A 15,209-nucleotide genomic window follows, 5' to 3' on the forward strand; every position below is an offset into this window, starting at 1 on the left:
CAAGCACGTTAGCGGCCCTTCCACACCCCCGCCGACAGCCCGTTACGAGAGTCATCGTAACACCCCGATCCAACCCTAACCGATGCCTCCCGAACCCGCCGAAGACAGCGACCTGAAACGCGCCGAACAGGTGATCGCCGGTGCCGCCCACGCCGCGACAGTGCACTTCGCAAACAATCTGTTAGTCGCTGCCGCGTTGCGCGGCTACATCGCCCCGGATGAGGACGAAGAAATCAAGCTACGATACACCCAGTACTTGAGCGTACGCACCGCGCTCCTCTCCCTGTTAGGGACCATGGAACCCGCGAGCGGCAGGAATGCCGCCGAATGGCGCAGCGGGTTACCCCGCTTCAGCGCGGCCTTCGCAGCCGCTTGTCTCCTGCTTCGCGGGGCATTGGGCCTTGTGGATCAAGCGAAAGGCTCGCGTCTCCTGCGCAAGAAGCTGGATGAGGCGGACTCCCTGCGCGGCATCCCGCGCAAGACCTTCACCGCCATCTACCGCTCTTGCACGGATACCTCCCGCCTCCACCGCTTCCGCGATGCCGCGGATTTCTACTATGCGCACCGTAGGGAGATCCATGCCACCGCACCCGCCGGTATCCTCGCCGCTCTAACAGACTGCGAGCCTTGGATCGACGCATGCCGCTCCGGCATCTCCCGCCGCCGCCTCGGCTACCGCTGGTTCTCCTTCAGGCGCCGCCATCACTCCGCGTGGAAAAAATCCATCTTCGGCTTCTTCGAACTCTCCGGCCGGGCGATCGCGGATCTGCGTCAGCCGGGGGTGAAAGCCTCCGGAGCGGCGAAGCGTGTCAGCATCCCCCTGCGGGAGCGCGCCCTCGCCCTCGCCCGCCCGGGGGATATCTTCGTGACCCGGCACGATGACGCCCTGAGCAATCTCTTCCTCCCCGGCCACTGGCCGCACGCCGCCCTCTACCTCGGCAGCCCGGAGCAGCGCCGCCAGCTCGGCCTCGTCCTGCCCCCGCCCCTCGAACGCCGCCTCGCGGGGGAGGTCTGCTTTCTGGAGGCGAAGAAGGACGGCGTTCTCCTTCGCCCCCCGGACGACACCCTCGCCGTGGATGCCTTCGTGATCCTCCGCTCCCCCCTCGGCCCTCCCGATCTCGCGACCGTCCTAACCCGCGCCATGGACCATGCGGGCAAGCCCTTCGACTTCTCCTTCGATTTCCGGAGGGCCGAGCGCCTCGCCTGCACCGAGCTCGTCTACCGCGCCTACCACCACTGCGGGCCGGTCGTCTTCTCCCTGATCGAGGTCTCCGCCCGCCCCTGCCTCCCGGCGGAGGAGCTCATCTCCCAATCCCTCGCCCAAGGATTTCGGGTCGTCGCGGCCTGCGGCGTGGGAAATGACGAAATCATTTCGGGTCCCCGGGCAGAGCTCCTCCTGCACGCCAGCCGGAGTGCACTTTGAAGCACCCGTAAGTCCCACAAAACGAGTGTTTTCCTGAGCTTGTGAAAAATTTCACAAATAGCTCTTGCGCCGTTATAAAACCCTTTGATACAGCCCCCGCGCGCTTTCGCCAGCCGCATCCCTTTCTCGGCATGACTCGTCGCTCCATTTTTTCCATTCTGTTCGCATGGCTCTGCTGTGCGGTGCCGGCTTTCGCGGCGGATGCGGCCCACGGTGCCGGTCACTCCGGTCACGATCACCTCCCGGCCCACGCCGAGGCCATCTTCGAGCTCGGGCCCTTCGTCATCACGAACTCGATGCTGATGGTCTGGATCGTCGCCGCCTTCATCATCGTGGTCGCCCAGCTGGCCACCAAGAAGCTCACCCTCGTCCCCGCCGGCCTCCAGAACTTCGTCGAGTGGATCGTCGAGAGCCTCTACAACTTCCTCGAGGGCATCCTCGGCGCGCACCTCGTGAAGCGCACCTTCTGGTTCTTCGGCACCATCTTCGTCCTCATCCTCTTCACGAACTGGTTCGGCCTCATCCCTGGCGTCGGCACGGTTGGCTGGCAGCTCAGCGGCTCCGGCGTGGATCCCCACGATACCTTCCGCCCCTTCCTGCGCGGTGGTAATGCCGACCTGAACATGACCGCCGCGATGGCCTTCACCTTCGCACTCCTCTGGTTCTACTGGGCCCTCACGGAGAACGGCATCAAGGGCTTCTTCGCCCACATCTTCGCCCCGAAGGGCAAGTTCGGCGGCATCATGGCGGTGCTCATGATCGTTGTCTTCGGCTTCGTCGGCATCCTCGAAGTCATCTCGATCCTCTTCCGCCCCGTCGCCCTCTCCTTCCGTCTCTACGGTAACATCTTCGCGGGTGAGAACATCCTCGAGAACATGATGCTCGTCGTCGGCGACAACAAGTGGCTCGCCTGGCTTCCGCCGCTTCCCTTCTACTTCATGGAGCTCCTCGTCGGCCTGATCCAGGCTCTCGTGTTCATGCTCCTCACCGCCGTCTTCCTCAAGCTGATCTGCGACCACGGCGATCACCACGACGAGGACCACAAGGACCACGCTCATTGAAAAGCTTTCCCGTCCTGACCATGGCACAGACCGTGGGGGTCGGGCGTAACACCAAAACAGAACAACCAACATGACCCTCGATCTCCTTGCCCAGACCGCCGAAGCTGTCTCCGGCCTCAAAGGTAACTTCCACGTCGCCTTTGCCGCTGTTGGCGCTGCCGTCGGCATCGGCCTGCTCGGCTCTAAGGCTGCTGAAGCCACCGGCCGCAACCCCGGCGCCGCCGGTAACATCCTGACGCTGTCGATCATTCTCGCAGCTCTTATCGAAGGTATCGTCTTCTTCGCGATCTTCCTCGCCAAGTAAGCCTTCCCGGCGCGGAGGTCCCCGTGACCTCCGCGCCACCCTTTCCTTTTCCCGCCTGATTTCACCGATTCTCCAGCATTTCGTCCGATGACCACGATTCTCGATCTCCTGGCCGCAGCTCCTCCCGTCGAAGCAGACGGCGGCGTTGCCGGTGAAATCTTCCGCACCTTCAAGATCGACTGGGCTTTCTTCATCAGCCAGGTCGTTTCCTTCCTGATCGTCGCCTTCCTGCTCAAGAAGTTCGCCTTCGGCCCCATCCAAGCCATGCTCGAGCAACGCCGCGCCCGCATCGCGGAGGGTGAGTCCAAGCTGATCCAGATCCAGCAGCAGCTCGCGGAGTCCGAGGCTTCCACCGCCGCCGCCATCGCGAAGGCGAATGAAGATGCCGCCCGCCTGATCAACGAGGCCAAGACCAGCGCCGCCGCCCTCACCGAGCAGAAGGCCCAGGAGGCCATCGCCGGTGCCCAGCAGATCCTCGCGAAGGCCGAAGCCGCCGCCCAAGCCGAGCGCGCCGCCATCAAGGCCGAGCTCAAGCAGGAGTTTGGTCGCCTCGTCGCCTCCACCACCGCCCAAGTCACCGGTAAGGTCCTCACCTCCGACGACCAAGCCCGCCTCAGCCAGGAAGCCCTCGCTACGGTCGAGCGCTAATCTCCTTTCTCCGCCTCGTCATGAAGATCTCCAAGACCGCCACCATCACCGCCCGCCGCATTTTCCGGCTTTGCCAGAGCGGTCCCCGCCTTGACGAGGCCAAGCTTTCCGCGGCCGTGCGCCAGCTCGCCACCGAGAAGCCCCGCGGCTACCGCGGTGTCCTCGTGGCGCTCAAGCGTCTCGTCCGCCTCGATGCCGAGCGCCGCCGCGTGATCGTGGAGAGCGCCACCGAGCTCGACCAAGGCGCCCGTGACCGCATCGTTTCGAACATCGCGGTGAAGTACGGCGTCGATCTCGCCTTCGAATTCCGCACCAATCCCGAACTCCTCGGCGGCCTCAAGATCCGCGTCGGTAACGACGTCTTCGACGGTTCCGTGAAGGGTCGCCTCGACCGCCTCGCCAACGCTTTCTGATTTCGCCTCTCTCCTTTTAAAACTAACCACCGATAACCGGAACCCTTCCAATGAGCAGCATCCTCCAGGAACTCGAAAAGGAGATCGCCAACGCCTCGGCCTCCGTCGAAAAAACCAACGTCGGCGTCGTCCGCGAAGTCGGTGACGGCGTCGCCAAGGTCGAAGGCCTTTCGGACGTGATGCTGAACGAGATGATCTCGTTCCCCGGCGGCGTGACCGGCCTCGCGATGAACCTTGAGGACGGTGAAGTCGGTGTCGTGCTTCTCGGCTCCTACGACAAGATCGTCGCGGGCATGGAGTGCTCCACCACCGGCAAGCTGCTTTCCGTTCCGGTCGGTCGCAAGGTCTTCGGCCGCGTCGTGAACGCTCTCGGCCACGCCATCGACGGCAAGGGCGAGATCGAAGCCTCCGCTTCCTACCCGATGGAGAAGATCGCTCCGGGTATCATCAAGCGTAAGTCGGTGTCCGTCCCGGTGCAGACCGGCATCATGTCCATCGATGCCATGATCCCCGTCGGCCGCGGCCAGCGCGAGCTCATCATCGGTGACCGCTCGACCGGCAAGACCACCATCGCCGTCGATACCATCATCTCCCAGGCCAAGCAGAACAAGCTGGCCGAGCAGGGCAAGCTGCAGAACCACAAGCCGCTTTACTGCATCTACGTCGCCATCGGCCAGAAGCAGTCGAACGTGGCCCGGATCCAGAAGACGCTGGAAGACTCCGGCGCCATGGAATACACCACCATCGTTTCGGCCACCGCTTCGGATGCCGCCGCGATGCAGTTCCTCGCTCCTTACGCCGGCTGCGCCATCGCCGAATACATGATGGACCAGGGCGAAGACTGCCTCATCGTGTTCGATGACCTTTCCAAGCACGCCGTGGCCTACCGCCAGGTGGCCCTGATCCTGAAGCGCCCCTCCGGTCGCGAAGCGTATCCGGGTGACGTGTTCTACCTCCACTCCCGCCTGCTCGAGCGCTCCGCTCGTCTGACCGAGGCCGCCGGTGGTGGTTCGCTTACCGCTCTCCCTGTCATCGAGACCCAGGCCGGTGACGTGTCCGCTTACATCCCGACCAACGTGATCTCGATCACGGACGGCCAGATCTACCTGGAAACCGACCTCTTCTACCAGGGCATCCGCCCCGCCATCTCGGTGGGTCTCTCGGTGTCCCGCGTGGGTTCCGCCGCCCAGACCAAGACCATCAAGTCCGTCGCCGGCACCACCAAGCTGGACCTCGCCCAGTTCCGCGAGCTGCAGGCCTTCGCTCAGTTCGGTTCGGACCTTGATGCCTCCACCAAGAAAAAGCTCGATCGCGGTGCCCGCATCGTGGAGCTCTTCAAGCAGAACCAGTACTCCCCGCTCTCCATGGAGATGGAGTCGATCTACCTGTTCGCCATGCAGAACGGCTACTTCGACGATGTGAAGGTCAGCGACGTGAAGCGCTTCCAGACTGCGATGGGTGAGTTCTTCGAGACCCGCAAGACCGAGCTCCTCGACAAGATCCGCAACGAAAAGCCGGACCTCAAGAAAGACGCCGCCGCCGTTGAAGCCGTGAAGACGGCCATCAACGACTTCAAGGCTTCTTGGAAGTAATCGGCTCCTCTTAGTCCCTCGCTACTGCTCCCTGCTACTCGCTACTTCTTCTTCCCATGGCCAACCTTCGCGACATCCGCCGACGCATCAAGTCGGTCAAGAACACCGCCCAGATCACCCGGGCGATGCAGCTTGTCGCTGCCGCCAAGATGAAGAAGGCGCAGGACCAGGCGCTCGCCGGTCGTGATTACGCCGATCTTCTCAATCAGGTCCTCGTGAACCTGAAGGAGAACGTCGGTGAGGAAGCCCACCCGCTCCTCCAGACCCGCGATGGCGGCAAGGAACTGGTGCTGGTGATCTCCACCGACAAGGGCCTCTGCGGCGCGCTCAATACCAACGTCGGCAAGAAGATCCGCGCCGAGGTCTCGAAGGACGCGGACTTCGTCACCGTCGGCCGCAAACTGCGCAACCAGCTCGCGAAGGCCGGTCGCAACATGGTTGCCGACTTCGAGGTGAAGGACCCGGTTCCTTTCGCCGAAGCCCGTCCGATCGCAAAGTTCCTGACCAAGGCCTTCCTCGAAGGTGGCTACAGCAAGGTCAGCGTCGCCTTCGCGAACTACGTCAACGTGATGCGCCAGGAGCCGACCATCGTCCAGCTCCTGCCGATCTCGACCGCTTCCCTCGGCGAGAAGCAGGATTACGAGGGCATGGGCGCCGAGGTGAAGGTTAAGGCAACCGACCACGGTGCTGCCCTTTCCAAGGACTATCTCTTTGAGCCCTCCGGCAAGGACGTCCTCGATACCCTCCTGCCGCTCTACATCAACTTCCAGGTCTATCAGATGCTGGTCGAGAGCCGCGCCTCCGAGCACTCCGCCCGGATGGTCGCCATGAAGGGCGCCACGGACAACGCCAAGAAGTTCATCAAGGAGCTGACCCTAGAATACAACAAGCTCCGGCAGGCCGCCATTACCGCGGAACTGCTCGAGATCACCACGGCCATGCGCGCCATGGAGTGATCGGCTCCCGCTTCTTATCTCCGTCATGAAACTCGTCCTTCCATTGCTTCCGATTGCCGCGGCGCTCCTGAGCGTCAGCTGCGGCGGCGGTGGCCTTGACTATGCCGAGGCCTCGGCTCCGACTGCCCCTTATCAGGTGGCTGTCGTGAAGGGCTTCGGCTACAAGGTGGATGGCCCCGATGCCCGGGGTAAGCAACTGTCGAACGAGTTTGCCTCCGTCCTTGCCGAGGAGATCCAAAATGTCGGCAAGTTCTCGAAGGTGACCACCGCTTCCGAGTCGGGTCGCGCCCTCCGCATTGAGGGAGACGTGACCTATCTGGAAGAGGGAAACAACGCCCTGCGCATCGGCATCGGCATGGGTGCTGGGAGTGCTCATTTTAACTGCACCGGTCGCTTCGTCGACAACTCCACCGGTAAGCTGCTCGGGACCTTTGAGGTCGAACGCAGCAGTAAATCGGGCCTCCGCGGCGTGGCCGATACCTTCCCGATCATCCGCCGTTCCGCTGCAGGCGACATCGCCGCAAAGGCCGCAGAGCTCGCCCACTGATTTCCCTCTCATATCCCGATGTCCTCCTTCTCCAAGATCCTCGTCGCCAGCGCCGTGACCGGTGCGTTGCTACTGTCTAGCTGCGCCTCTATCGTGAGCCGCGCCAGCCGCGACGTGTCGATCCAGTCGAACCCCTCGGGACTCGCGTTCTCCGTGGTTAGTGTCGACGGCGAGCCGCTCTACTCCGGCACCACCCCGCAGACGGTGAATCTCAGCGCGCGTGGCGGCTACTTCAAGCCGGCCAAGTACACCGTCCTGGTGAAGCGCGGGAATAAGGTGGTCGGTAGCCATCAGGTCACCGCCGGGATCAACGGCTGGTACTTCGGTAATATTCTCATCGGTGGCCTCGTCGGCATGCTGATCGTCGATCCCCTCACCGGCGCGATGTATCGCATGCCCGCCAGCATCACCGTGGATGCCAATGCAATCGCCGGAGACGCCCCGCGCTCTCTTACGCTCGCCAGCATCGACACTCTGACACCGGAACAGCGCGCCAGCCTCGTCCGCCTCTAAGACCTGAAAACAGAAATCTGAACACAGCAACCGCTGCTATGAGCAACCAAGGAACCATCGTCCAGGTCATCGGCGCCGTCGTTGACGCCGACTTCTCGAAAGCCACCGCGCTTCCCGGGATCTACAACGCCCTCGAAGTCAGCTACAACCTGAACGGCGTCGACACCAAGCTCGTGCTCGAAGTGCAGCAGCACCTCGGTGACGGCTGGATTCGCGCGGTTGCCATGTCCGCTTCGGACGGCCTCAAGCGCGGTATGGTCCTCACCGACACCGGCAAGGCCATCGCCGTGCCGGTCGGCAATCAGGTCCTCGGCCGTATCTTCAACGTGACCGGCGATCTCGTGGACGAAAACGTCCCGCTCGCCAATCCCGAGCAGCGCTCCCCGATTCACCGTGCGGCCCCGCTCCTCACCGAGCAGTCCGCCACCACGGAGATCCTTCCTACCGGTATCAAGGTCATCGACCTCATCTGCCCGCTGCTCAAGGGTGGTAAGGGCGGCATGTTCGGTGGTGCAGGCGTCGGCAAGACCGTCGTCATCATGGAGCTCATCAACAACATCGCGAAGGCGCACGGTGGTTTCTCCGTGTTCGCCGGCGTGGGTGAGCGCACCCGTGAGGGCAACGACCTCTACTGGGAAATGATCGAGTCCGGCGTTATCGCCACCGAGAAGGACGAGAAGGGTCACGTCGCTCTCGACGAGAAGGGCAACCCGATCCTCTCCGCTGAAGGCTCCAAGGTGGCGCTTTGCTACGGCCAGATGAACGAGCCTCCGGGCGCCCGTCTCCGCGTCGCTCTCTCCGCCCTGACCATGGCCGAGCACTTCCGCGACGAGGCCAACCAGGACGTGCTTCTCTTCGTCGATAACATCTTCCGCTTCTCGCAGGCCGGTTCCGAGGTGTCCGCTCTTCTGGGCCGCACCCCGTCCGCCGTGGGTTACCAGCCGACCCTCTCCGAGGAAATGGCCGGTCTCCAGGAGCGCATCACCTCCACCAACAAGGGCTCGATCACCTCGATCCAAGCCGTGTACGTGCCGGCGGACGACCTTACCGACCCCGCTCCCGCGAACACCTTCGCTCACCTTGACGCCACCGTGGTGCTTGAGCGTGGCCTTGCCGAGCAGGCGCTCTTCCCCGCCGTGGACCCGCTCGCCTCGACCTCCAAGGCCCTCGCGCCGGAAGTGGTCGGCGCCGAGCACTACCGCGTCGCCCGTGGCGTCCAGCAGGTGCTCCAGCGCTACAAGGACCTGCAGGACATCATCGCGATTCTCGGCATGGACGAGCTTTCCGACGAGGACAAGCTCACCGTGTTCCGCGCTCGTAAGATCCAGCGCTTCCTCACCCAGCCCTTCCACGTCGCGGAAATCTTCACGAACGTGCCCGGTGCCCTCTGCTCGATCGAAGACACCGTGCGCGGATTCGCCGAGATCCTCGACGGCAAGTGGGACGATGTACCGGAAGGTAACTTCTACATGAAGGCCGGCATCGACTCCGTCTCCCGCGACTAATTCTTCGAAGAAGCCAGAGGCAGGAATCCAGAGACAAGATCTCGAAATTCAAGCCCCTGGTCTCTGGACTCTGGTCTCTCAAATCTCATGGCTCTCCACCTCGAAATCGTCACCCCGGAGAAAAAGATCTTCTCCGACACCGTCGGCAACGTCTACCTGCCCGGGGCTGATGGCGAGCTTGGCATTCTCGACGGCCACGCCGCCTTGGTGACCGCGCTTCAGCCGGGCGAGCTTCGCTACGAGAAGAACGGCCAGACCGTCTCCATGGCCATCGGCACCGGCTTCGCCGAAGTCACCGAGCACCGCGTGAACGTCCTCACCGACCTCGCCGCGGATGCCGACCAGATCGACGAAGCCAAGGTCGAAGCCGCCATGAAGCGTGCGGAAGAGCAGCTCGCCGGCATCAGCCACGACAACGATGCCGAAGAGGTGGCTCACCTCCAGGCCATCATCGCCAAGTCGATGGCCCAGCTCCGCCTCAAGCGCCGCAACCACAACTAAGGTCAGCGGACCGATTCATCACCACGGAAAGGGGCGCACCAGCGCCCCTTTTCCATGTACCTCAAGGAGGGGGTGCGTCTCGCGCCCTCTCTCACACGTCACGCTCCCGACCCGCGAGGGGCGCGAGACGCACCCCCTCCTTGTTCTCTTCCTCCCCTCACTCCAAATACCCTCTCCCTTTCCCATTCCCCCGCCCCCGAGACTCCTCCTATCCTCCCCCAAATGCGCCTCCATCCACGTGTCTGGGAAATGCTCCGATCCCGTCGAACGAAGATCATCCTCGCGTGCTCTCCCTTCATCCTCGCCCTGCTGGTAGCACTCGCCTACCCCGTCTCCACTTGGCTCGGCCGCCGCTCCCTTGAGCAGTTCGTCGAGTCCATGCACGACCAAGGCTACGTCACCAACGCCGCCGCCTACTTCTCTCCCTCCGGCCCCGCCGAGGAGAATTACTTCCTCCATCCCGCCGCGCTCGCGGAGCAGGAGAAATCCGGCAGCATCGTGAAAGCCCTGCGCTACTTCGAGCCGCCGCTTCCCGGGATCTCGCGACGTTTGGAAACCGGCGAACCCGCCCTCGCTCGCCGCGCCGACCTCCGCACTTGGCTCACGCCTCCCTTGGCGGACGAAGCTGGGACCGCCCGCCATCTGCTCGCCGCCATCGAGCCCTCGAGCCGCCGCCTCGATGAACTCCGCGAAGCTCTGAAACGACCCCGCGCCGAGTGGCCCTTGGATGATGGCTTGGACGCAAGCACGGAAGCCATCGAGAAGATCGTCCGCTCCCAGTTCCGCCTCCGTCCCGTTGCGGATTTCGCCGCCGATGAAGCTTATCTTTACCTCGCTCTCGGGGATAGCGAGCGCGCGGCCGCGGACCTCGGAGCCATGCTTGAATGCAACCGCCTCTATCTCTCGTCCAAACCCACCGTTGTAGCTCTCCTTCTTCATGAAGCTCTCTCGCGGGGAACCACCAGATTGATCTGGGAAGGCATCGCCCGCTCCTCATGGAACGAAGCGCAGCTCGCTTCCTTCGAAGCAGCCTTGGCTCGCGAGAATCCCCAGTCCGCCCTTATCCAAGCCTTCCATGGAGAAGCTGCCCTTCTTGAAATCTGGGCGGCCAAAGTCGGCTCCCTTGAGAGCCACGACCAAGGAGCCAATCTCCTCAAAGGCTGGGATCCCGATCTTGATCGCATCCAACAACGGCTGCGCGGAATCTGGCGCGAACTCCGCCCGCTTGGCTTCGTCCTATCGAAGCACGTGCAGAGCCAGCGCGCGCTCTTCGGTGAGATGACGCTTCCCGATGGCACCGCCCGCCAACGCTTCGAACCCGAGGACCTCGCCCGCTTCCGCAGCACGCTCGACTCGCTTCCCCAAGCGATCGTGACCAGCGAGAGCGGTGCCACCCACACCAGCCGCGATATCGATGCCGAAGCTTGGGGAATGCTTCGATCTCTCTCCACCACCGTCCTCCGCGCGGAGGCCACCATCGCCCTCGCCCGCACCGGCATTGCCTTGGAGCGCTATCGTCTCCAGCACGGCATTCACCCTGCCTCCTTGCAGGAACTTGTCCCGGCCTATCTTCCCTCTGTTCTGTTAGATCCTTTCACCCGCCGACCTCTCCACTACCGGGTGCAAGCGGATGGCTCTCCGCAGGTTTGGTCCATCGGCGCCAATCTCACCGATGAGGGCGGCCTTCCAAAACGCGACCGGGATCAGGGTGATCTCGTCTGGATCACCCGTCCCATCCCCGGCTACACCGAGAAGGAGTTCCGCAAGCCCTGAGGCCCGGACTTACCTTCTGCGGCGCAGCAGTGGCACCAGACCCAGCATGCCTAACAGCACGGCCGCAGGCTCCGGTACCGGTGCCGGCGTGATCGAGAGAATCCCTTGGAAGATCGACACGCGGTGCGCATTGTCGCGATCCGAGAAGGAGTAGATGCTGAAGGACGAGATCGGCGTGTCTCCGAAGTCCAGGAAGGTCCGGTAAGCCGGTGCATTGTTCGGATTCCCCGCCGGACCGGAGATCGCATACGTGATCGATTGCCCGTTACCCGTCGCGATGATCCCCGCGCTCAAGCTCGTGTCCTGCGTAAAGACAAAACCTGCATCGATACCACTGCCGATCGATCCCGGCGCCAGCGTCAGGAATGCCTCGGCCGCGATCGCATCGCGGAAGCCATTGCCACCTGCCAGGTTCGATTGATCCGAGTCCACGTCATCCAGGCCCAGCGAGCCCAGGATCACCGGCACGGAGAAAGTGAAGTCCCAGCGCTGGTAGTGCAGCAGGGTTCCGTTCAGATCGTTTGCATCGTCCTGTGTTCCCAAGATGAAGCCGGTCGGATTGCCGGAGGTATCCAGCGTCAGGTTTCGCGTGGAAGGATCCGCTGTTCCCACGATCGAGCTTTGGAAGGTGAGCGTCACGCCGTCCTTCACCAAGGTGCCGGAAGTCGCGTTGTTCAGATAGCCCGTTTGGGTGTTCGAGCCGTTCGTCCACACATCGGTGATGAAGGAGAAGGTCGTGACGGCTTCGGCCGTTAGAGCAGAGCAGGCGAATGCCAGCCCCAGCAAGGAGGTGAGCTTGTTCATGGTTGGGGAGAGATCGAGACGAGAGGCCGGGACTCTTGATCTTTAATCAAAGTTAATCAAGTGCCGTGATCACGTAAGAATCCGGATCCACAGACATTTCCTGACCTTTCTACCCCATCACTCCCCGATATCCCAAGCTGTCACCCACTCGGTGCTCCCCAGCATCCAGCCGTCCTCCACCAAGCGTTCCACCATGTCCGGGAAGTGGGCTGCGCCATAGAAGACCCCGAGCTTCTTCTTGCCCGCTTCCACCTCGCGCGCCAGCACCTCCAGGCACTTCGCATTGCGATCACTGATGATCACGCTCTCGCCCGCGAGCCCTGCCACCTGATCGTCACCGGCACCCAGCGTGTGCACCAACTCGCGCTTCACCCCGTTCGCACTACCGCGGATCAGCGAGGTGAGCAGCTTGAAAGTGCTCGGCTGCTTCACGCCTTTCTGATCCGCTTCGAGCCCTGCCTTCAGCACGAAGCTGAGCAGCGACTCGCCGCGCTTCTCCTGTAGCTCCACGAACTCGTCGTAGCTCAGATCCGCATGCACGAAGTTCGGCTTCGCATAGTCGATCTCCTTCATCTGGTAGGCCAGATCCAACCACTTCGCACCCGCCTCATAGGCTTTGTGCAGCCCGCTCAAATTGCCTTTCGGCTTCTTCTCCGGCGCCACAGGTTCCGCATCTTCGCTCGGCTCTTCCTCCTCGGCCCGGATCTCCTCCAGCGAGGCAGGCCTGCCATTTCCGATGCCCTCCCACAGCAGTGCATCGTAGCTCTCGAACCTCGTGTTCAGCGCCTGATAGTACTTCTTGTCCGCGATGTGGATCGCGCCGATCAGCTCCACGCTGGCATCCCCTTTCGTCAGCTTGACCACCGCCGTCTGCAGCTCGGTCGCCTTCCCCTTCTCCTCCACGCGGATGAATTGCTCCTTCTTCTCGGCCTCCTCCGTTTGCGCGGCATCGGCCGCAGCCGGAGCCGCGGGTTCGGCCCGCAGTGCGGGGATCAGGAATGCGGCAATCAGCCAGAGGTGCTTCTTCATCGTCGTCGCCAGCTTACGCCGGAAAGCGCCGGAAGAAAGCCCCCTCGTCTCGCGAAGTGATCCCGCTCCTGCTTCTCATGGAAGCACGATCCGCCAGTAGCGCCGCTTCTCGCCCTCGTATCGTGGCACCGGCACCGTGGTCGTCGTTTGCGTTGCTGTAATTTTGTAGGCGTAGGGCGTCCAGTTGATCAGGTCCTCGGAGGTCTCGATGGAATAAACCGAACCGATCCCGGAAGGCCATGAGATCGGGATGTGTCCGTTTCCGGCTTCACCGGCCACCGCTAGCCCCGCAATGGATCCGCCGCCGCTGATCGGTCCCTTGTTGATCGCCGCCCCGGTCGAGAGCTCGATGCGATACAAGCCCGTGCTCGACCCCGTCCTCAGCGCGGCCCATCCATGGCCGTTCGATGGCGTGTTGCTCGCGCCGCTCGTCCCGCCCTCCGCCGTGATGTCGAACCCGCATACTGCGGAGAAATCCACCGTCGTGCTCCCTACTTTCACCACCTTTTGCTGCGTCTGAGTTCCCGAGTTGGGCGGGTTCTGGATCCACAGCGAGTCGTTGGAGGAGTTGAGCGTATACTGCGTCGTGCTACCCGCCGCACTGTTGGCATAAGAGTTGGTGTAGGCCGTCTCCATCGCCCGGGTTCCCCCTCCGCTGATGTTGCCGTCCGGGTTGACTCCCGACACGGACCCGGCTGCACCGCCGTAGTTCCCGTCGACTGGAGCACCGTTGGTCGGATTGATCCGGAAGTTGAGGCCGGACGGAGTCACCACCCGGATCCGGTCCGCAGTCGGATTGAAATCGAAGCCGTAGCCGGAAGTTGGCACCGGTAGATCGACTGGCGTCGTGCCGTCGGCCTCCACGAACTGGGCTTGGCCTGCAATGCCCACCATCGCCATTGCCCCGGTCTTTGGATCCAGCAGATACAGGCTGGCACTATTGGCATCCGCATTCACTCCCAGACCCATCAGCTGGCCGTTCAGCGGTCGGAAATCGATGCCCACCAGCGTCTCCCCGCTGGCTAGAGATGCGGTATTGAGCGGGATGGTGTTCGCCACTCCCGGATTCGTGGTTCTGAAGAGGACAAGGTTGGATCCGCCTTCGCTCAGTCCCACCGCTACCGGAAGTTGGGTCCGGATCGCGAGACTTCGCGCCGTGTACCCGCTCAGCGCACCGAGGAAGGTCGGGCTACCGTTGGCCAGATTGATCCGATACAGGTTGGTGAAGCCCAAGCCTGTGCTCAGGATCGCGTAGGCGGATCCGGGCGCCGCCGCGTTGCTGCTCGGAGCATTCACCCCCGGCGCGATGTCGAATCCCCGCACCGCCGTGATCCCCACGATCTGGGAAATCGTCACCGTCTTCCCCTCGGTTTGTGTTCCCGAGTTGGGCGCATTCTGGATGTAGATGCTGTCCGTGGAGGAATCGAAGGTGTATTGCGTCGTGATCCCCGTCACCGGGTCATTGTTCGTGTAGGCCGTCCCGTCCACTCCCGTGGTCGCGCCGTTGATCGGTCCGTCCGGATTCATTCCAGCTGTCGTCTCGCTACTGTCCAGATAGTCTCCCGTGTTCGGATTCATTCTCACATTCAGACCGCTGGTGGAGACGATCCGCAGGCGGTCCACGGCCGGGTTGAAATCGATGTCAAAGCGGTTCGCTGCAGTTGCTACTGGCGTGCCGCTTGCGTCGACCAAAGGCTGAGCTGGACCGACGAGGTTCGCCGTACCCGTCTCCGGGCTCAGGTGGTAGAGTGCCAGGCCGCCGCTTGTCGTGTTCCGGGCCAGCCCGTAGAGCTGCTGGTTCAGTGGCCGCACGTCGATCGCCACCAGCGAATCACCGGACTGCAGCCCGGTGATAGCCATCGGCGGGCTGGCGCTGGCTACCGCCGTGTCGCAGAAAGAGACCAGACGGTTGTCATCCGTCAGCACATAAAAGCCGATCCCCGGCTTGCCGATGGTAGGGGAAATGCCGGCGTAACAGGGCACTGTCGCCAGAAGCGCGAGCAGGGAGGAAGCTCTCATGGGCCGCTTGATATCCATTTCCCGCTTATAATCAAGGGTCCTTCCCGAATGACCCCATAGGGATTTTCCACCGGCTTCGCCGCCCGCATGCACCGCCGTTGCCGATCTCCCGATCATCGTG

At 62.8% G+C, this 15,209-nt stretch carries 15 protein-coding genes; 12 read left to right on the forward strand and 3 right to left on the reverse strand.

Going from position 1 to position 15,209, the window contains the following annotated elements:
- Positions 1 to 82: 82 nt before the first annotated feature.
- The 12 genes from OJ996_RS07035 to OJ996_RS07090 all read left to right on the forward strand — a co-directional run bounded on the left by OJ996_RS07035 (position 83) and on the right by OJ996_RS07090 (position 11,236).
- Entirely contained in the window at positions 83 to 1,423 is a 1,341-nt protein-coding gene (locus OJ996_RS07035) for a YiiX/YebB-like N1pC/P60 family cysteine hydrolase (RefSeq protein WP_264512656.1), read from the forward strand.
- A 131-nt stretch (positions 1,424 to 1,554) separates the two neighbouring features.
- Positions 1,555 to 2,484, forward strand: coding sequence for a F0F1 ATP synthase subunit A (gene atpB / locus OJ996_RS07040; protein ID WP_264512658.1), 930 nt, complete (start codon positions 1,555 to 1,557; stop codon positions 2,482 to 2,484).
- 70 nt (positions 2,485 to 2,554) lie between these two features.
- Positions 2,555 to 2,788, forward strand: a complete 234-nt coding sequence (locus OJ996_RS07045) for an ATP synthase F0 subunit C (RefSeq protein WP_264512660.1) — start codon at positions 2,555 to 2,557, stop codon at positions 2,786 to 2,788.
- Between the two features lie 87 nt (positions 2,789 to 2,875).
- Positions 2,876 to 3,436 carry a F0F1 ATP synthase subunit B gene (locus OJ996_RS07050; RefSeq protein WP_264512662.1) on the forward strand — a complete coding sequence of 187 codons (561 nt, stop codon included), beginning with the start codon at positions 2,876 to 2,878 and terminating at the stop codon, positions 3,434 to 3,436.
- A 20-nt stretch (positions 3,437 to 3,456) separates the two neighbouring features.
- Complete coding sequence (locus OJ996_RS07055) at positions 3,457 to 3,849, forward strand: F0F1 ATP synthase subunit delta (RefSeq protein WP_264512664.1); 393 nt, start codon at positions 3,457 to 3,459, stop codon at positions 3,847 to 3,849.
- 50 nt (positions 3,850 to 3,899) lie between these two features.
- The gene (gene atpA, locus OJ996_RS07060; protein ID WP_264512666.1) at positions 3,900 to 5,441 is read left to right on the forward strand and encodes a F0F1 ATP synthase subunit alpha; all 1,542 of its coding nucleotides are present in this window, start codon (positions 3,900 to 3,902) and stop codon (positions 5,439 to 5,441) included.
- A 56-nt stretch (positions 5,442 to 5,497) separates the two neighbouring features.
- On the forward strand, positions 5,498 to 6,397 hold the full coding sequence (gene atpG, locus OJ996_RS07065; RefSeq protein ID WP_264512668.1) for an ATP synthase F1 subunit gamma: 900 nt from the start codon (positions 5,498 to 5,500) through the stop codon (positions 6,395 to 6,397).
- Between the two features lie 25 nt (positions 6,398 to 6,422).
- A complete protein-coding gene (locus tag OJ996_RS07070) occupies positions 6,423 to 6,944 on the forward strand; it encodes a DUF4410 domain-containing protein (RefSeq protein WP_264512670.1) in 522 nt (173 codons plus the stop codon).
- An 18-nt stretch (positions 6,945 to 6,962) separates the two neighbouring features.
- On the forward strand, positions 6,963 to 7,457 hold the full coding sequence (locus OJ996_RS07075; RefSeq protein WP_264512672.1) for a hypothetical protein: 495 nt from the start codon (positions 6,963 to 6,965) through the stop codon (positions 7,455 to 7,457).
- Between the two features lie 38 nt (positions 7,458 to 7,495).
- On the forward strand, positions 7,496 to 8,962 hold the full coding sequence (gene atpD, locus OJ996_RS07080; RefSeq protein ID WP_264512674.1) for a F0F1 ATP synthase subunit beta: 1,467 nt from the start codon (positions 7,496 to 7,498) through the stop codon (positions 8,960 to 8,962).
- Between the two features lie 87 nt (positions 8,963 to 9,049).
- Positions 9,050 to 9,463 carry a F0F1 ATP synthase subunit epsilon gene (locus OJ996_RS07085; RefSeq protein WP_264512676.1) on the forward strand — a complete coding sequence of 138 codons (414 nt, stop codon included), beginning with the start codon at positions 9,050 to 9,052 and terminating at the stop codon, positions 9,461 to 9,463.
- A gap of 222 nt (positions 9,464 to 9,685) precedes the next feature.
- Positions 9,686 to 11,236, forward strand: a complete 1,551-nt coding sequence (locus tag OJ996_RS07090; protein WP_264512678.1) for a hypothetical protein — start codon at positions 9,686 to 9,688, stop codon at positions 11,234 to 11,236.
- A gap of 9 nt (positions 11,237 to 11,245) precedes the next feature.
- Here the strand turns inward: OJ996_RS07090 and OJ996_RS07095 are convergent, their stop codons facing one another.
- The 3 genes from OJ996_RS07095 to OJ996_RS07105 form a co-directional block, all read right to left on the reverse strand.
- A complete protein-coding gene (locus OJ996_RS07095) occupies positions 11,246 to 12,040 on the reverse strand; it encodes a hypothetical protein (protein ID WP_264512680.1) in 795 nt (264 codons plus the stop codon).
- A 117-nt stretch (positions 12,041 to 12,157) separates the two neighbouring features.
- Positions 12,158 to 13,069, reverse strand: coding sequence for a hypothetical protein (locus OJ996_RS07100; RefSeq protein WP_264512682.1), 912 nt, complete (start codon positions 13,067 to 13,069; stop codon positions 12,158 to 12,160).
- Positions 13,070 to 13,144: 75 nt separating this feature from the next.
- On the reverse strand, positions 13,145 to 15,088 hold the full coding sequence (locus OJ996_RS07105) for a DUF4394 domain-containing protein (RefSeq protein WP_264512684.1): 1,944 nt from the start codon (positions 15,086 to 15,088) through the stop codon (positions 13,145 to 13,147).
- Between the last annotated feature and the right edge of the window lie 121 nt (positions 15,089 to 15,209).

Source organism: Luteolibacter rhizosphaerae (assembly GCF_025950095.1).
Lineage (GTDB): Bacteria > Verrucomicrobiota > Verrucomicrobiia > Verrucomicrobiales > Akkermansiaceae > Haloferula > Haloferula rhizosphaerae.